General features: G+C 64.6%; 12 protein-coding genes. 8 read left to right on the top strand and 4 right to left on the bottom strand.

Translation table 11 applies throughout. The features are described 5' to 3' along the window. Positions 1-33: 33 nt before the first annotated feature. The gene (locus tag HBF25_RS21850; RefSeq protein WP_166952964.1) at positions 34-843 is read right to left on the bottom strand and encodes an inositol monophosphatase family protein; all 810 of its coding nucleotides are present in this window, start codon (positions 841-843) and stop codon (positions 34-36) included. Positions 844-979: 136 nt separating this feature from the next. Between HBF25_RS21850 and HBF25_RS21845 the strand changes: the two genes are divergently transcribed. Further along, entirely contained in the window at positions 980-1,744 is a 765-nt protein-coding gene (locus tag HBF25_RS21845) for an RNA methyltransferase (protein WP_166952961.1), read from the top strand. A gap of 367 nt (positions 1,745-2,111) precedes the next feature. Here the strand turns inward: HBF25_RS21845 and HBF25_RS21840 are convergent, their stop codons facing one another. Then, positions 2,112-3,431: a hemolysin family protein gene (locus tag HBF25_RS21840; RefSeq protein WP_166952958.1), complete on the bottom strand. Its 1,320-nt coding sequence runs from the start codon at positions 3,429-3,431 to the stop codon at positions 2,112-2,114. A 106-nt stretch (positions 3,432-3,537) separates the two neighbouring features. On the opposite strand from HBF25_RS21840, the gene HBF25_RS21835 reads away from it, so the two are divergent. Together HBF25_RS21835 and HBF25_RS21830 are read left to right on the top strand one after the other, a co-directional pair. Beyond that, a complete protein-coding gene (locus tag HBF25_RS21835) occupies positions 3,538-4,167 on the top strand; it encodes a DUF47 domain-containing protein (protein ID WP_166952955.1) in 630 nt (209 codons plus the stop codon). A 13-nt stretch (positions 4,168-4,180) separates the two neighbouring features. Continuing rightward, positions 4,181-5,305: an inorganic phosphate transporter gene (locus tag HBF25_RS21830; protein WP_166952952.1), complete on the top strand. Its 1,125-nt coding sequence runs from the start codon at positions 4,181-4,183 to the stop codon at positions 5,303-5,305. A 362-nt stretch (positions 5,306-5,667) separates the two neighbouring features. Here HBF25_RS21830 and HBF25_RS21825 read toward each other — a convergent pair whose 3' ends face one another. Further along, complete coding sequence (locus tag HBF25_RS21825; RefSeq protein ID WP_166952949.1) at positions 5,668-6,072, bottom strand: hypothetical protein; 405 nt, start codon at positions 6,070-6,072, stop codon at positions 5,668-5,670. Between the two features lie 57 nt (positions 6,073-6,129). On the opposite strand from HBF25_RS21825, the gene HBF25_RS21820 reads away from it, so the two are divergent. From HBF25_RS21820 to zwf, 5 genes are all read left to right on the top strand, one after another. Beyond that, on the top strand, positions 6,130-6,516 hold the full coding sequence (locus HBF25_RS21820; RefSeq protein ID WP_208392725.1) for an MGMT family protein: 387 nt from the start codon (positions 6,130-6,132) through the stop codon (positions 6,514-6,516). A 29-nt stretch (positions 6,517-6,545) separates the two neighbouring features. Then, the gene (gene recQ, locus HBF25_RS21815) at positions 6,546-8,360 is read left to right on the top strand and encodes a DNA helicase RecQ (RefSeq protein ID WP_166952946.1); all 1,815 of its coding nucleotides are present in this window, start codon (positions 6,546-6,548) and stop codon (positions 8,358-8,360) included. A 412-nt stretch (positions 8,361-8,772) separates the two neighbouring features. Next, on the top strand, positions 8,773-10,428 hold the full coding sequence (locus HBF25_RS21810) for a cation:proton antiporter domain-containing protein (protein ID WP_166952943.1): 1,656 nt from the start codon (positions 8,773-8,775) through the stop codon (positions 10,426-10,428). Positions 10,429-10,585: 157 nt separating this feature from the next. Continuing rightward, positions 10,586-12,412 (top strand): glycoside hydrolase family 15 protein, encoded by a 1,827-nt coding sequence (locus HBF25_RS21805; protein WP_166952939.1) that lies wholly within the window; start codon positions 10,586-10,588, stop codon positions 12,410-12,412. Then, positions 12,409-14,187, top strand: coding sequence for a glucose-6-phosphate dehydrogenase (zwf, locus tag HBF25_RS21800; RefSeq protein WP_166952936.1), 1,779 nt, complete (start codon positions 12,409-12,411; stop codon positions 14,185-14,187). Before HBF25_RS21805 ends, zwf begins: the two co-directional genes overlap by 4 nt. 185 nt (positions 14,188-14,372) lie before the next feature. Here the strand turns inward: zwf and HBF25_RS21795 are convergent, their stop codons facing one another. Then, positions 14,373-18,509 (bottom strand): RHS repeat-associated core domain-containing protein, encoded by a 4,137-nt coding sequence (locus HBF25_RS21795; protein WP_166952933.1) that lies wholly within the window; start codon positions 18,507-18,509, stop codon positions 14,373-14,375. Between the last annotated feature and the right edge of the window lie 17 nt (positions 18,510-18,526).

Below are 18,526 nucleotides of genomic sequence, written 5' to 3'. Positions count from 1 at the left end.
GGAGCGCGCCTCGCGCGCGACCGGTATAGCGAATCAGTCCGACACACCCAACAGGCGCGGCGTGGCATTGGCACCCACCACTTCGGTCATCGCAAGCGCCACCTTGTGGTTCGCGGCGATGATGTTGCCGCTTTCCGGCAGGCCCTTGCGACCGGCGAAGTCGTTGTAGACACCACCTGCCTCGGCTACCAGCAACGCACCCGCGGCGATGTCCCACACGTTGAGGCCCGGCTCGAAGAAGCCGTCCATACGGCCGGCGGCCACGTAGGCGAGATCCAGCGCGGCCGAACCCATGCGGCGGATGTCCTCGGCCTCACGGAGCAGGGCGCTGGTCATGGCCAGCTGCGACTCGATGTGGTTGCGCACGCGGTAGGGATAGCCCGTGGCGAGCAAGGCACCGGCGATGCCGTCACGACGGCCGACGCGGATGCGGCGGTCGTTGAGGTAGGCGCCGTCGCCCTTGCTGGCGGTGAACAGCTCGTCGCGCAGCGGATCGAAGACCACGCCATACACCGGCTCGCCCTTGTCGAGCAGCGCGATGGAGACGCAGAAGTGGGGGATGCCGCGCAGGTAATTGTGCGTGCCGTCCAGCGGGTCGATGACCCAGGTGAGCGGTCCCTTGCCGATCTGGCCCGACTCCTCGCCCAGGATGGCGTGGGTGGGGTAGGCGCGGCGGAGTTCCTTGACGATCTCGGCTTCGGCGAGGCGATCAACCTCGGACGCGAAGTCCATCCGCTGCTTTTCGACGACCGAAAGGCCCTCGATGCGGTTCATGTAGCGCAGGATGATGTTTCCTGCGGAGCGCGCGGCGCGCGCCGCGACGTTGACGGCGGGTCTTGGCATGGGGATCGGCTTGGCAAAAGAACAGGGATGCGGTCTTAAGCCGCAACGACCGGGAAGTTTACCACCGGCAGCCGTGAGGCCCAAGCCGAGGGGCGGTGTAGACTTTCCGACCCGTCCTTAGCAGCCCTTTGTCCGCATGGCCCTGTCCGAATTGCACGACCGTCTTCGCTTCGTCCTTGTCCGGACGTCCCATTCGGGCAACATCGGCTCGGCGGCCCGCGCCATCCGCACCATGGGCTTCGACAGGATGACCCTGGTCGCTCCGCACCGCTTCCCCGACCCGGAAGCCACGGCCCTGGCGGCCGGTGCCGACGACGTGCTGGCGAACGCGGCCATCCACGAGGACCTGGTCTCCGGCCTGGCCGGCACCACCTTCGCCCTGGGTCTCTCCGCCCGCCGCCGTGGGGTGAACCTGCCCGAGCTGGACCCGCGCGAGGGCGCTGCCCAGGCCATTGCCGCCGCCCGCCGTGGCGAACAGGTGGCCCTGGTCTTCGGCAACGAGCGCACCGGCCTGGAGAACGACGAGCTGTCGCGCTGCCATGCCATGGTGCGCATTCCCAGCGTGGACGACTTCAGCTCGCTGAACCTGTCGCAGGCCGTGCAGGTGGTGGCCTATGAGATCCGCATGGCCCTGGTGGCCGAGGAAGCCAAGGTCCCGGAGGTCGCCCTCGACCCTGACGAGGTACCGGCCGACGCGGAGCAGGTGGAGCGCTTCTTCACCCACCTGGCCGAGACGCTCGACGACATCGAGTTCCACAAGGGCCGCTCGCCCACCACCATCATGCTGAAGCTGCGCAAGCTGTTCCTGCGCGCACGCCCCGAATTGCGCGAGCTACGCATCCTGCACGGCATTTTGGCCGACGCTCAGCGCATGGCTGGCATGGCGAAGAAGGGCGACTGAGATATCCACGGTGAGGCCACCCACCTACATGGCGGAAAAGGGCGACGTAGATATCCACGGTGAGGCCACCTACCTACATGGCGGAAAAGGGCGACTGAGACCTCCATGGTGACGTCACCTGCCTACTCGTCGTTCCTGTGAAAACAGGAACCCAGCGCCCCGGTTTGGCAGTGAGGCAGGGGCGCTGCATCGGCTTTTTGCGTAGGTAGCCCTATGGCGACAACCTATTGCACCGCGCTGGGTTCCAGCTTTCGCTGGAACGACGGCTCCGGGCGCGGGCGTCCCTGTAGGAGCGCGCCTCGCGCGCGACCGAGTGTGCGGGAAATATCAGGTTTTTCGTTCCACCCGGTCGCGCGCAGGCGCGCTCCTACAGGGCTTCCGGGTCCGGGGTGGGGGTGGCCGGGCTGACCAGCAGCTTGTCGATGCGCGCGCCATCCATGTCCATCACCTCGAAGCGATGCCCCTGCCAGTCGAAGGCTTCGCCCGCCCGGGGGATATGACCGAATTGCGTGGTCATCATGCCGGCCACCGTGCGGAAGTCGTGCTCGTCCTCGTTCGGCAGGCGATCCAGCTGAAGCAGTTCGCGCAGGTCGTCGGCGGGCAGGACGCCGTCGATGAGCCAGCTGCCGTCGTCGCGGCGGATGATCGGGCCGTCCTGGTCGGTGTCGTCCGCCCCTGGCGCGGTGGCGCCCACCACGGCCGAGAGCAGGTCGTTGAGGGTGACCAGCCCCTCGATGTCGCCGTACTCGTCCACGGCCAGCGCCAGCTGGGTGTCGGCGTCACGGAAGGATTCCAGCAGGTCGAGCGCACGCGCCGTGGCCGGGACGAACAGGGGGCGGGCGATATGGGCAAACAGGTCTACCTCGCCGCGTTCCAGCGAGCGGATCAGTGATTTGACCTCGACCGTGCCCACCACCTCGCTCTCATCGTTGCGATACACGGGGTAGCGCGAATACGGCGTGGCGCGCAGGATTTCCAGGTTGTCCTCGCGGGACAGGCCGATATCCAGCCAGGCGATCTTCTTGCGTGGGGTCATGACCGAGCCCACGGTGCGGTCGCCCAGGCGCAGCACGCGATTGACCATGTTGCGCTCGTCGCTGTCGAGGATGCCTTGCTCGGCGCTCTCGGCCACCAGCAGGCGGATTTCCTCTTCCGTGGCCGCCGACGAGCTGTGCCGGTGCAGTCGCATGACACGCAGGATGGCGGTGGACAGGTGGTTCAGCAGCCACACCATGGGCAGCACGATCCGCGAGATCACCAGCATGGGCACGGCGATCTGGCAGGCGATGCGCTCCGGCGCGGTCAGGGCCGCCCGCTTGGGCACCAGCTCGCCGACGACGATCTGCACCAGCGACATCAGCAGGAAACCGGCCAGCCAGCCCAGCACCCGCATATAGGGCTCCAGCCAAGCGGGGCCGTCGCCGTGGATCAGCTCGGCGAAGTGCTCGGCCAGCTGGTCGCCCGCCAGGGCGCCGGTGACCAGGATGATCAGGGTCATGCCGATCTGCACGGTCGAGAGGAACCGTTCGGGCGATTCGGCAAGTTGCAGGGCCACCCGGGCGCGCCGGCTGTCGCGGGCCAGCTGCTTCAGGCGGCTCTTGCGCGAGGCGACCACGGACATCTCGGACAGGGCGAAGAACCCGTTGCCGAGGGACAGGAGCAATACCAGCAGGAGTTCGGTGAGCATGCGCGGGCCTTATACCAGACCCGGGGTGTGGGCGGGATGCTGCGGTCGCACGAAGGTGTCCGGTAACATAGTCGTCATATTTTCCCATGTCCCTTCAGGCAACCCCATGTTTTCACTCCAGACGATCTTCGGTAAGGGCGACAAGTTCTATGGCCTGCTCGAGGCCAGTGCCGAAGCCGCCCGCGAGAGCGCCAAGGCCATGCGCGAACTGGTGACCCAGACCGACCGTACGCCCGTGATGGCCGCCTTCAGCACGGCCCGGGCCCGCGAGAAGGCCCTGCACGGCCAGATCGGCGAGGAACTGGTCAACACCTTCGTCACCGCGCTCGACCGCGAAGACATCGAAGCCCTGAACTCGGCGCTGTACAAGATCCCCAAGACCATCGAAAAGTTCGCCGAGCGCTACGTCATCGTGGCCGAACGCCTCCAGGGTATCGACTTCAGCCAGCGCGCGGTGCTGCTGGAGCGCTCGGCCGACGTCGTGGTGGCCATGATCGGCCAACTGCGCCACGGCCTGAAGATCGATCCGGTAAAGAAACTGCGCGACCAGCTCCAGGCCCTGGAGTCCGAGGCCGACCGCCTGCTGCTCGATCCTTATCGCACGCTCTACGCCGAAGGCTCCGACCCGATCCGCGCCGTGCTCGCCAAGGATCTCTTCGAGCTGGTGGAGAAGGCGGTCGACAAGTGTCGCGACGTCGGCAACGTCGTCTATTCCATCGTGCTCAAGAACTCCTGACGGCGGCCGTCTCATGAGCATGGTTATCGCGGTCGTCCTGATCGCCCTCGCGTTCACGTACATCAATGGTTTCCACGACACGGCGAACTCCATCGCCACCGTGGTCGCCACCAAGGTACTCACGCCCGGTCAGGCCGTCCTGCTGGCCGCCGTCACCAATCTTGCCGGCGCCCTGTGGGGCACGGCCGTGGCCGCCACTATCGCCTCGGGCCTCATCGACACCGGCGTGGTGGATGTCGGCTCGCACCTGCTGATCAGCGCGCTGCTGGGCGCCACCATCTGGAACCTCATCACCTGGTGGATGGGCCTGCCGTCCAGTTCCAGCCATGCGCTGGTCGGTGGCCTGTGCGGCGCCGCGCTGGCGGCGTCCGAAGGCAATGTCCACTCGATCATCTGGTGGCAGGGCGGGGCGCACTGGTGGCTGGGCAAGGGCGTGCTGCCCAAGGTCATCGTGCCGATGATCGTCTCGCCCTTCCTCGGCTTCGTGATCGGCTTTCTCATCATGGGCGGCCTGTATGCGCTGCTGGGCTTCTTTTCCAGCCGCAAGGGTTTCCTGCATCGACTGGGTCGTACGCCCTTCGTGAACAGCTTCTTCGGCAAGGCGCAGATCCTCTCCGCCAGCGCCATGGGGCTGTCGCACGGCATGAACGACGCGCAGAAGAGCATGGGCATCATCGCGCTGGCCCTGGCCGGCGCCACGGCGGCGGGGCAGTTCGACCACCTGCCGGTGTTCCTCGACTTCCTGCGTATTCCGCACGATCCGGCTGCCGCTGGTGGTTTCCCGATCCCGATCTGGGTGAAGGTGGTCTGCGCGCTCACGATGGCGGCCGGCACGGCCGGTGGCGGCTGGCGCATCATCAAGACGCTGGGCCACAAGATGGTGAAATTGCATCCCATCAATGGCTTTGCGGCCGAAGGCAGCTCGGCGGCCGTGATCCTCACCGCCTCGATGCTGGGCGTGCCGGTATCCACCACGCATAACGTATCGGCCTCGATCATGGGCGTGGGCGCGGCCAAGCGCCTGAACGCCATCCGCTGGTCGGTGGTGGAGCGCATGGTCTGGGCGTGGATCCTCACGCTGCCGATCACGGCGGCCATCGGCTACGGGCTGGTGAAGCTGGGGCGGTTGTTCTTCTGAGTCGCGGCCAGAACCGGTCGCGCACAAGGCGCTTTCCGAGGTTGCGGCTTTACCGCCGTGTCTGATTCACGTGCAAACGCCGCTTCGGTCCGGTCGCGCGCGAGGCGCGCTCCTACAAGGCGACTTGTGTAGGAGCGCGCTTGCGCGCGACCATCAGTCGCCAAGGCCATCATCCCCATGTAGGAGCGCGCCTGCGCGCGACCATCAGTCGCCAAGGCCATCATCCCCATGTAGGAGCGCGCCTGCGCGCGACCATCAGTCGCCAAGGCCACCGGCCCCATGTAGGAGCGCGCCTCGCGCGCGACCGTCTCCGCCAATGAATCTCCTACCGAAGGCGTAGGAGCAGACCGCGTCCGCGATGCCTACAGCGCATCCGCCTCCCCATTGACCACCTGCTCCAGCTGATCCCCCGTATACCCCAGCACCTGGATCAACCGTGCCAGCTCCCGCTCGTCCAGCGAGTCATACGGCCGGTTCTCGCACAGATGCAGATACGGCGACCCATCGAGATCCGCCTCGGCCAGAAACCCCGTGCGCTGCTCCCAGTTGAACCGCAGGCAGCGCCGCGCATCCACCCCGGCCAGCGGCCCGATCGGCGTAGACAGCCGCACATACCGCCGCCCGTCATCGTCCTCCAACTCGGCAAGATAGATGCCCTGATGCCTTCCACCCCGCAGTTGCAGGTCGAAGCTGATGACATAGGGCTCGTTCTGGCGCAGCTTGTGCAGCCCGCCGATATGGGAGCGGATCGCCTCGAAGTGACGCATGGCCTTGGGGTCCGTCGTTCGGGAATCCGATGGTACGCTCCCGGATGTTTCCCCCGCATGCACGCCACGCCCATGACCGACGAACTCGACGACGACGAAGCCCGCGAGCTGCGTGCCAGCCGCATCCTCCAGGCCGTGGCCGCCATTCCGCGTGGGCGCGTCGCCAGCTATGGCGCCATCGCCGCCCGCGCCGGCTACCCCGGCCGTGCCCGCCTGATCGGGCGGGTGCTGGGCGATGCGCCCAATCGCCCGGACCTGCCCTGGCACCGCGTGCTTCGTGCCGATGGCAAGATCGGTATTCCAGCAGGCACGCGGAGTTATCGCGAACAATGCAAGCGGCTGAAGGCCGAGGGCGTCACGGTGAAGGACGGCCGCGTGCCGATGAGTGCCTTCGGCCTGGATCACGATCTGGATCGCGCGATCTGGGGCTGGCCGGGCGGTTGAGCAGGGGCGGGGTTTGCTAGCATTCGCGGATGCAGTCCCAGGCTCTCGACCTTCTCAACACCGTATTCGGTTATCCCGCGTTCCGCGGCCAGCAGCAGGCCATCGTCGAGGAGGTCGCCGCGGGCGGCGACGCTCTCGTCCTGATGCCCACCGGCGGCGGCAAGTCGCTGTGCTTCCAGATACCCGCACTCATGCGATACGGCACCGGCATCGTCGTGTCGCCGCTCATCGCCCTGATGCAGGATCAGGTAGACGCCCTGCTGGAAGCCGGCGTCAAGGCGCGCTATCTCAACTCCAGCCTCGATGCCGTCACCCAGCGCGAGATCGAAGACCTGCTCGTCGCCGGCGAACTGGACATGCTCTACGTCGCGCCCGAGCGCCTGCTCACCGGCCGCTTCCTGGCGCTGCTCGACCGCATCCCCATCGCCCTGTTCGCCATCGACGAAGCCCACTGCGTCTCGCAGTGGGGTCACGACTTCCGGCCCGAATACCGCCAGCTCACCATCCTGCACGAGCGCTTCCCCGAAGTACCGCGCATCGCGCTCACCGCCACGGCGGACGAGCGCACGCGTGAGGAAATCGCCGAGCGCCTGGGCCTTCAGCAGGCACGGCGCTTCGTTTCCAGTTTCGACCGACCGAACATCCGCTATCGCGTGGCACCTCGCGAAAACGGCCGTCGCCAGTTGCTCGATTTCCTCGATGCACACCGCGGCGAGGCAGGCATCATCTACTGCCTCAGCCGCCGCAAGGTGGACGAAACGGCCGCGTGGCTGTCCGAGGCCGGGGTGGAATCGCTGCCGTACCATGCCGGCCTCGACGCCGACACACGCATGCGCCACCAGCAGCGCTTCCTGCGCGAGGACGCCATCGTGATGGTGGCGACGGTGGCCTTCGGCATGGGCATCGACAAACCCGACGTGCGCTTCGTGGCGCACCTCGACCTGCCGCGCAGCATGGAGGGCTATTACCAGGAAACCGGCCGCGCCGGCCGCGACGGCCTCGCCGCCGAGGCATGGATGGTCTACGGCCTGGGCGACGTCGTGACGATGAGCCAGATGATCTCGCAGTCCGAGTCAGGCGACGACCGCAAGCGCATCGAGCGGCTGAAGCTCGATGCGCTGCTGGGTTACGCCGAAGCCACGCGCTGCCGTCGCCAGCTCTTGCTGGAAGCCTTCGGCGAAATCTATCCGGAGCCCTGCGGCAACTGCGATAACTGCCTGGTGCCGCCGAAGACCTGGGATGCCACGGTGGCGGCGCAGAAGGCGTTGTCCTGCATCTACCGCAGTGGCCAGCGTTACGGGGCAGGGCACCTCATCGAGATCCTGCGTGGCGAGGCTGGCGAGCGCGTGCGTGACATGGGTCACGACAAGATCAGCACCTTCGGTGTCGGCGCCGACATGGATGCCACGCAATGGCGCTCCGTGTTCCGCCAGCTATTGGCCGCCGGCCTCATCGAGGCCGACCCGGAAGGCTACGGTACGCTGCGGCTGTCATCGCAGAGCGGGCCAGTGCTGAAGAGCGAGCGCAAGGTATGGCTGCGCGAGGACGCACGCCCGACGCGCGGCCGGCGCACTGCCAAATCCTCACCGGCCGTCTCCGGCGCCTCGTTGGGCATCGAGGAAATCGAGATGCCGCTGTGGAACGAACTGCGCCGCGTACGCGCCGAACTGGCAAAGCAGCACGGCGTGCCCGCCTACGTCATTTTCCACGACGCCACCCTCCTGGCGATGCTGCGCTCGCTACCCCAGGACGAAGACGAACTGGGCTCGATCAGCGGTGTCGGAGAGAACAAACTCAAGCGCTACGGCAAGGATTTCCTGGCCGTACTGACCCACGCGGAATAGGCCATTGCCCCCTGTAGGAGCGCGCCTCGCGCGCGACCGGGGGCCGTCATCGTTTCAAATGTGCCTCACCTCCATGACGGCGACCGAACCGCTCGCCCCGTTCGATGCAATGCCTCATTCGCCGTAGATGGCCTACAGGGGTCGCGGGCGAGGCCCGCTCCTACATTCCTTCGATGGTCGTTTCTGCATCTCCACCGGTAGTGGTCTGATGTACGTCATTCTGTGTTGAGGTTATTCTCAACTCCGCGCCACGCCTGAAAAAAATCGTCAGCGACGCTTGCATCGAAGCCGTGCCGTCCCCAAACCTTCGGGGTTAGCCCCAATCGATACGTTCGCCTGTCCGACGTGACGATGACGAGGGTGCATGCCGTCACTTCCCGGTGGCGGCCAACGACGACTCAGGGAGCCGCCCATGCACGACGCCACGCCACTCATTGCCACCATTGTCGGTGGTCTCGTCCTCGCCTTTTTCTTCGGTGCCATCGCGAACCGGTTACGCCTGCCCGTGCTGGCCGGCTACCTGCTGGCCGGCGTAGTCGCCGGCCCGTTCACTCCCGGCTATGTCGCCGATGCCCATATCGCCCAGGAACTCGCCGACCTCGGCGTCATCCTGCTGATGTTCGGCGTGGGCCTGCACTTCTCGTTGAAAGACCTCCTCTCGGTCAAGGCCATCTCCATCCCCGGCGCCGCCGTGCAGATGGGTGTGGCCACCGGCCTGGGCATGCTGCTTGGCTGGTCGCTGGGCTGGCCCATGGCCCAGGGCTTCGTCTTCGGCCTGGCGCTGTCCGTGGCCAGCACCGTCGTGCTGCTGAGGGCCATGGAGGAACGTCGCCTGCTCGATACCGACCGCGGCCGCATCGCCGTGGGCTGGCTCATCGTGGAAGACCTCGCGATGGTGCTGGCGCTGGTGCTGCTGCCGGCCATCGGTGGTTTCCTTGGCGCGGAGAACGGTGCGGAAGCACCCACTACCGCGGCCCTGCTGGGCACCGTGGCCTGGACGATCGGCAAGGTCGTGCTGTTCGTTGCCGTGATGCTCATCGTGGGCAAGCGGCTCATCCCCTGGACCTTGCAGGCCGTGTCGGCCACCGGCTCGCGCGAACTGTTCCGCCTGGCCGTGCTCGCCATCGCACTGGGGGTGGCCTTCGGGGCGGCGAAGCTATTCGACGTGTCCTTCGAGCTGGGCGCGTTCTTCGCCGGCATGATGATGGGCGAGTCCAAGCTGTCCCAGCAGGCAGCGGAAGAAACATTACCGTTGCGTGACGCCTTCGCGGTGCTGTTCTTCGTGTCCATCGGCATGCTGTTCAACCCGCATGTGCTCATCGAGCATCCGTGGATCGTGCTCGCGGCCTGCCTGATCATCATCTTCGGCAAGTCGGTCGCGGCCTATGCCATCGTGCGTGCGTTCGGCCGTCCGCCGAAGACCGCGCTCACCATTGCCACCAGCCTCGCGCAGATCGGCGAGTTCTCCTTCATCCTCGCCAGCCTGGGCGTATCGCAGGGTCTGCTGAGCGAACAGGCGCGCGACGTGTTGCTGGCAGCCGCCATCGTCTCGATCCTGGTCAATCCGCTGCTGTTCGTGGCGCTCGACAAATGGGTGGCGAAGAACGACGCCGATGCACCGGACGAGCATCCGGACGTAAAGGGGCACACCGTGCTGGTGGGCTTCGGCCGGGTGGGGCGCCGCGTGTTTACCGAACTGGCATCTGCCGGTACGCCGATCCTGGTCATCGAAACCGACGAGGATGCCGTGCGCGGCTTGCGCGACGACACGCGTGCACAGGTGGTCATCGGCAACGCGGCCTCGGCCCCGGTGCTGGCCGAAGCCAACCTGTCCGGCGCACGCGCGCTGATCGTGGCGGTACCCGATCCCTTCGAAGGCGGCCAGATCGTGCGTGCCGCCCGTGCGCTGCGTCCCGACCTGCCCATCGTCGCCCGCGCCCACTCGCAGGAATGCGTATCCCATCTCTCGGGCCTGGGTGCCAGCGAGGTGCTGTACGGCGAGGAAGAACTGGCGCACAGCATGTTCGAGGCGGCCAAGGGCCCCAGGCCCGCGCCGTCCTCCCACTAACCCTGTAGGAGCGCGCCTTGCGCGCGACCGTTCGAAGCGATGCGTGAATCGTTTCAACCGGTCGCGCGCAAGGCGCGCTCCTACAGGGGTCGACACGTCGTCCTAACGTCCTGATCGCTAACTTTGAGAGGTTGGCTTTCGATAAAACGAGGACACGATGGCTTCCCGGATCGAAGATTACGCGATGATCGGCAACTGCCGGAGCGCGGCCCTGGTATCCCGCGACGGCTCGATCGACTGGTTGTGCCTGCCGCGATTCGACTCGGCCGCCTGCTTCGCCGCACTGCTCGGTGACAGACAGAACGGCTACTGGAAACTGGCCCCTTCCGACCCCGATGCCACCTGCATCCGGCAGTACAACGACGGCAGCCTGGTGCTGGAAACCGAATGGCAGACGGCCACCGGCAGGGCGAAGGTGACCGACTTCATGCCCTTCGCGGGCGACCAGGTCGGCGTGACCCGCATCGTCGAGGGTCTCGAAGGCCGGGTGGACTTCCAGTCCATCTTTACCTTGCGTTTCGACTACGGCAACGCGGTGCCCTGGGTACGCCGTGTGGATGACCAGACCCTCACCGCCGTGGCCGGCCCCGATCTCATCGTGGTACGCAGCCCTGTGGCGGTGGAAGGCGAGGGCATGCACAGCATCGCCCGCTTCGCCGTATCGGCCGGGGAACGCGTGCCCTTCGTGCTGGCCTGGGGGCCCTCCCATCTGCCGCCCCCGGAAACCCCCGATGCGCTGGAGGCCCTGGAACGCTCCATCACCTACTGGGAAGAGTGGTCCGGCCGCTGCGTCGACGTCGGTGAGTGGAACGACATCGTGCGTCGCTCGCTGGTGGTGCTTAAAGGCCTGAGCTACCTGCCCACCGGCGGCATCGTTGCCGCACCCACCACGTCGCTGCCCGAGCAGCTGGGTGGCGAGCGCAACTGGGATTACCGCTACTGCTGGGCGCGCGACGCCACCTTCGTGCTGTCCGCCCTGGTCAACGCGGGCTATCACGAGGAAGCATCCGCCTGGCGTGACTGGGTACGCCGTGCGGTGGCCGGTTCGCCCGACCAGCTGCAGGTGCTCTACGGCATCGCTGGCGAGCGTCGCCTGGAAGAGTACGAACTGCCCTGGCTTGCAGGTTACGAAGGCTCGCGCCCTGTGCGGGTTGGCAATGCGGCCTCGGCACAGTTCCAGCTCGATATCTTCGGCGAGCTGGTCGGCGCGTTCTCGCATGCCGTGAAGCACGGCGTGGAGTTCGAATCGGATTCTGACGAAGTACAGGCTGTTTTCCTCGACCACCTGGCCAGCATCTGGCGCCAGCCCGACGAAGGTATCTGGGAGATCCGCGGCGAATCCCAGCACTTCGTGCATTCCAAGGTGATGGCATGGCTGGCCTTCCAGCGGGCAGCCGAGCAGGACTTCAGCGGCCGCGATCCGCGCTACGCGAAGCGCTGGCAGACCATTGCCGACGAGATCAAGGCCGATATCCTCGCCAAGGGCATCGATCCGGCACGCGGCTGCTTTACCCAGGCCTATGGCTCGACGGAGATGGACGCGAGCCTGCTGCTGGTCACCCTCACCGATTTCCTGCCGCCGGACGACCCGCGCATCGTCGCCACGGTGAAAGCCGTGGAACAGGATCTTCTGGTAGACGGCTTCGTGCTCCGCTACGACACCCGCAGCGGCGTGGATGGCCTGCCGCCGGGCGAGGGCCAGTTCCTACCGTGCAGCTTCTGGCTGGTGGAAAACTACGTGCAGCAGGGCCGCATGGACGAGGCGCGCGAGCTGTTTTCGCGGCTGGCCGGCCTTGCGAACGACCTCGGATTGCTCGCGGAGGAGTACGATCCGCATTCGAAGCGTCTGCTGGGCAACTTCCCGCAGGCCTTTTCGCATGTCGCGCTGGTCAACGCGGCCTATAGCCTGGCGCGTGGCAGCAGTGCAACGGCGGATGTCCATTCCACCCCCGAGTCCACCATTCCCCAAGGAGTCAGTGCATGAGCCAAGCCCAACCGAAGCGAGTCAGCTCGCGGGCTCATCCGGCCGATCCGTGTACCGTCGTGATCTTCGGCGCGGCCGGCGACCTCACCAGCCGCCTCGTGATGCCCGCGCTGTACAACATGCGCCGCACCGGCCTGCTGTCGGATAACTTCGCCGTCGTCGGTTTCAACCACGGCAAGATGAGCGACAACGCCTGGCGCAAGAACCTGCACACGGCGCTTGAGCGCTACGTCGGCAACGGCGGCGGCAAGCTCGACGAAGACGCCTGGGACTGGCTCAGTGCGCAGATGACCTACCACGCCGGCGACTTCGACGACGCCTCGGCCTTCCAGAGCCTCGCCACGCGCCTGCGCGAGATCGATCGCAAGCGTGGTACCAAGGGTAACGTGCTGTTCTATCTCGCCACGCCGGAGCGCTTCTTCGGTGACGTGATCGAACGCCTGCGCGATGCTGACCTTGTGAAAGACGAAAGCCACGAAGGCGGCTTCTGGCGTCGCGTGATCATCGAGAAGCCCTTCGGCCACGACCTCGATTCGGCGCGTGCGCTGAACGAGCGCATCCTCAAGGTGCTGCGCGAAGACCAGATCTACCGCATCGATCACTTCCTCGGCAAGGAAACGGTGCAGAACATCATGGCCTTCCGTTTTGCGAACGGCCTGTTCGAACCCATCTGGAACCGCGATCGCATCGACCACGTGCAGATCACCGTGGCCGAAACCGTGGGCGTGGAGCGTCGCGGCTCGTTCTACGAGCAGACCGGCGCCATGCGCGACATGGTGCCCAATCACTTGTTCCAGCTGCTGGCCATGGTGGCGATGGAGCCGCCGACCTCGTTCGATGCCGAGGCCGTGCGCACGCGCAAGGCCGAAACCATCGAAGCGATCCGTCCGATCCTTCCCGAAGACGCCATCCGGGGCCAGTACGGTCCCGGCGCGGTGAACGGCCAGCTCGCCCGCGCCTACCGCGACGAACCCGACGTGGCGCCGGACTCGGTCACCGAGACCTTCGTGGCCATGAAGGTGTCCATCGATACCTGGCGCTGGTCCGGCGTTCCGTTCTACCTGCGCACCGGCAAGCACATGGGTCGCCGCACTACCGAAATCGCCATCCGCTTCAAGTCGGCGCCGTTCGCCCCGTTCCGCAGCACGGGCATGGATGCATTCGGCCCCGACTGGCTGGTGTTGCAGATCCAGCCGGACGAAGGCATCTCGTTGCAGTTCGACGTGAAGCGTCCGGGCCCGCGCGTGGAGCTGGCACCCGTGCGCATGGATTTCAAATACGCCGACTGGTTCCGCGCCGAGCCGGCCGTGGGTTACGAAACGCTGCTCTACGATTGCATGACTGGCGACGCCACGCTGTTCCAGCGCGCCGACATGGTGGAAGCCTGCTGGCGCGCCGTGCAGCCGGTGCTGGATGACTGGGCCCAGCGCACCCCGGCCGATTTCCCGAACTACGCCTCGGGCAGTGCGGGTCCGGCGTCGTCGGATACCCTTCTGGCGATGGGCGGCCGTTCGTGGCGACCGCTGAATTCCTCCACGGAACCGGCGGGGCGCAAGTCATCACGGCAGAAAGCAGAATCGGCTACGCCTACGGTATCCACACCCGCCGCGAGCAAGCCGCGCACTACGAAAAAGCGTGCAGGCAAGAAGACGGTAGCGTCGTCCCGAGTGGCGGTGGCAAAGAAAGCTGCTGCAAAAAAGGTAACCGCGAAGAAGACAGCGGTACGCAAGGCACCTGCCACAAAGCACACGGCAAAGCGTCCACGTAGCAAATAATCGCCTCGTTCCGAGCAAAGAAAACGCCCCGTCCTCACGGGGCGTTTTCTTACGTAAGCGAAATCGTTCGAATATCTCGCAATACCCGGCGGGCAAGGCGCATTCCTACAGAGCAGACGTCAGTGGCTGTGGCCCGGCAACACTCAGCCTGCGCGTCAACCTCCGATGTGGCGTTCTGTCTCCTCTCACCGGAACCTGAGGCCACGGCCAATCGTTCTGCCCAGGAATGAGGAGTTGGACGCGCTTCTCGGGGCAGTCCAATTACCCCAGGGCGCCCAGGTCATGTTATTGGTCAAGCTGTTGAAGTAGCCACCCATGTCCGAATGTGCGGCATCGGCGTTACCGATGGCTCCGGTCACCGTGCATACCACGGTATTGACATCGCCCAGGTTCACAAAACCACTCAGATGCTCACCCCAGGTGCCATGGATACTATCGAAGGTTAAGTCCGCCACCTTGTCTTTCAGGTCGCCCCACACGGACGGCAGCTTTCCACGGGGAAGGGGATCACCAAGCATCTGGTTGGCATAGCTCGCTTTTGGTGTAAGTACCGTTCCTGGTGAACGAAACGCCTGGCCCCTGATGCGTGACAACGCATCGCGTCCCTGCCTGGCAAGCCATTGCGCTCCCTGCGCCCCCTTTTCGATCAGTTTCCTCGCGAGCTGATAGCCCGACCGGGCCAGCTTGATCGTCAGTCCGGCGATCTTCATGCCAAGAAAGCCCACGCCGCCAGCAATGGTGGTTGCGAAGGACACCCAGCCCAGTATGGCGGCCAATTCGGGATTCGTATCCTGGATGATCACCGCGGCAATGGATGTGGCGGCGGCTACGACGGCCAGTCCCACCAATGCCGCGGTCAGCAGGAGTGATGCGCCTCCTGTGATAGCAGCCGTCATGATGCCAAGCACACTCCACAGCACGGCACTGAAGATCCCTCCTTCTTTGCCCATGCCCAAGGGCCCGGGGAGAGTGTCACCCCATATCCTGCGAAGCCCGCGGTTCATCGCGCCCGATCCCACCGCCATGTGCCCGCTCGGATCGGCCATATTCGCCGGATCGCCATCGAAGCAGCCGTGGGACTGTGGGCCGCCATCGCCGAAGGGGCTCCAGTCATCGGGTACGCCGAACTGCATGCCATCGGGGTGGTACGAGCGATAGCCGCAGCCCAGCGGATACTGGTCGTTGAGGGGGTCGCGGTACTCGCCCTTGAAGCCCAGCAACGAATCGGTCTCGGTGGAGCTGTGCGCCCCCCAGGCGGTATAGGTGTGGTACTTCGGTGTTTTCGCCGTGGCATCGAAGGTCAGCAGCACGGTGCCGTCGATATCGCGCAGCTCGAACAGGATACGCAGCACACCTGAGCGCTTGACGGTCTGCACGGTGCACCCTGCGCTGCCGGGCGCCAGCCAGCGACCATCGTTGTCTGGCTTCAGCTCACTGCGCAGGTTGGTGCCGTCGTAGACCAGATGATGCTCGGCGTTACCCTGGCCGGTGGCCGACAGGCCGTTCAACGGGGTGTAGGTGTAATACCGCGACCCGGCCTGGGTCAGCCGGCCCAGCCAGTCGTAGGTGTAGGTCCTGCCGGTGATGTCCCTGGTGACCCGGCCGTTCGTGTCGTAAACCGGCACTTTCGCGGCCGGGTAGTCGGCATGGTCGTGGGTGACGCCGGTCAGCTTGCAGCCGCTGGTCGTATCGTACGTGTAGCGGCTGGTGCAGCTCCCGCCATCGAAGGTGGTCGTGCAGGCGGTGACGTTGCCCAGGCCATCGACGGTGAAGTCTTGCTGGCTGATCGTCTTGTCAGCCGGTGTCCGCGGCTGCCAATCGCCGGTATAGCGGCACGACTTGATGCAGCCGGACGCGGTGTAGGTGTAGCTGCGCTTGCCCTTGCTGGTGCTGCCGTCCTGCCACTCCACGCTGTCGATGCGATCATCGCCGAAATAGCTGTGCGTCAGCGTGTAGTCAAAGCCACCGGCACCACTTTTCAGGAAACGCCGGCGGGTTTCCTTGCCCTCGCTGTCATAGGTATAAGTCACGGTAACGGTATCGGCGCCACGGACGATGGTGTCGCTTGCCAGGCGCCCCTGGGCATCGTAGGCATGCGTGGTGGTGACGTCACCGGCGGTGGTGGTCACGCGCTGTCCCTGGGTGTTGTAGGTATAGCTTGCGGCATGCCCGCCACCGTCGTTGTCCGAGAGCAGGCGTCCAGCCGAGGTGTAGCTGCGCTCCACGGTGCGTGTGACGCCAGTGCGTACGGTGGTCGTCTGTTTGATGATCCGTTCGTTGATGTCGTGCTCGCAGTCGACCTTGGCCGCGCCTTCGGTGGCCGAGGAGGTACGGGTGCTGCCATGCAGGTAGCTGAAGGATTGCGACAGCGTGCCCTGCCTGAGGGATGCCAGCTGATGCCCCATCTCAGGGAGGGTCGTGTAGGTCAGCGAGGTACCGTCACCATGTGTCCTGGTGGCGGGAGCAGGCGTGGCGCCGCTGTAGGTATAGGTCTCCGTAATCCCGGCACGGGTGAGGGTCGTGCAGCGTCCCCAGGTGTCGAAGGTGCGTTCGCCCAGGGTTCGGGTGGTGCTGTCCCAGGTCACGGTCCGTTTGGTGGGTTCGTTGATGAGCCAGTCGGTGGGGTATTCGTAGTCATAGGCATAGGTGCTGCCGCCCTCCTTGTGGGCTTCCCTGGTCACCCGGCCGATGGCGTCGTAGCGATAGGTGGTGGTATGCGTGCCGTGAGGCGTCACACGGGACAGCTCCAGGAGCCAGCCGTTCTCACGATAGGTATACGTATCGGTGCATGTGACATCACCGTTGGTGTCGACGGATTCGACCTTGGCCACCGAGCCGTTAAGGTTATAGGTGGTGCGCTTGCGTTGTTTGTCGCTGGCGGTGCCTGACCATTCCTCGCGGACGCGGGCGATGGGGTCGTATTCGTTAAACTCCTTGCGACCATCGCTGTAGGTATGGCGGCAGGCCTCACCCCAGTCGTCGTACTCGGTCGTGCAGGCGCTCTGCAGAGCGGTGCCGTCGGCCAGATAGTCGAATTCCCTGACGACAGATTCGCGCCCGAGCGCGTCGTACGTGATGGTCTTGACGTTGCGCCACGCCGAGGTGTCAGCGTGCCATACCTGTTCAAGGATGGGCTGGTCGCCGCCATCGTGTTCGCTGGCGTGCTTCTGGCCGTCGGGATCGGTGATTTCGACGCGGCCCGGCGACGGGTAGGCATAGGTGGTGGTTTCTGCGTAGGTGGGGCTCTGTGCGCAGACGACGTGGGTGACGAGCCGGCCATGGGCATCGTAGGCATAAGTTGCCTTGTTGTTATCGGCATCGACGTGTTCGATGAGCCGGCCGCTGAGCGTGCTGACGGTTTCTCTGGTGGTGCGAGAGATTCCGCTGCGCGTTTCCGTCGTCGTCGTGGTCAGCTCGGTCTGGTCGTCGTTGAGTTCGTAGGCGAATGCCAGAGACGTTCCGGTGCCGGCGACGATGTTTTCGTTACCATCATCGTCTGCATCGTTGTTGCCTTGAGTGATGCTTTTCTTCAGGCCCTTCCGGAAGTCGTCGTCCTCCCACCATGTAATTTTCTGGATGAGCGTGGCGTCGAGCATCGGTCCGCAGGCTTGTTTGGTGGTTTCTATTTTCTTTCGGTTCAATCCGGTGATGTTGTGATAGTTATAGTCCTTCCAATAGGTGATGCATGATTCATCTTCTTCGATCATCGCTACGATGGTCTGGCGATTGTCGATCGTTTTGATAAATCCTTGTGCGAGCGTCGGTGGAATGACCATGCCTGCCTGCAGTGAGGATGGGTCGTCTTGTTCGCCTGGCTTGGAGAAGAAATTCTTAGGCAACGATGAATCTTTTTCCGGATCCATTCTTCCAAAATAAAGCGACGTGAAGTCATTCTCTGTGGGCGTCGCGAACACGCCTATTTCTTTCGTGGGATTGGCATCGTCAAACTCAGGGTCGGAGGATGCATAGGCATAAGCTGTTCGTGACGATACATCCAGTTTTAATGATGATCTTCCGTCTATAAAGCGGATGTACGAGATGGATGCATGCGTCGTTTTCTCGTCGGCTAATGCCTCAAATTTCTCCTCGTCGGTTTTTGCTTTTACGTAGTTCTCAGCGGCTTCCTTTCGTATGTGGCGATATGTTTTTAAGCTAATTGATGATTTTCTTTTTGGAATGAGTAACTCATGATCCGGATGAGAGATGAAAATGTGCTTTTCATCGGTGACCGTGGTTTCCTCCTTCTCTGCGTGGCTTGATGTGTAGACATGAATCGTCTTTCTGTTGCCCTGCACGATTTCCGTCTGGTAGCCATTGGGCATCCATGACCCAGTTAGCT

Origin of the sequence: Luteibacter anthropi, assembly GCF_011759365.1 — a bacterium.
Taxonomy (GTDB): domain Bacteria; phylum Pseudomonadota; class Gammaproteobacteria; order Xanthomonadales; family Rhodanobacteraceae; genus Luteibacter; species Luteibacter anthropi.
The sequence above is the reverse complement of the archived record's forward strand: the minus strand, read 5'-3'. Positions and strand labels throughout refer to the sequence as shown.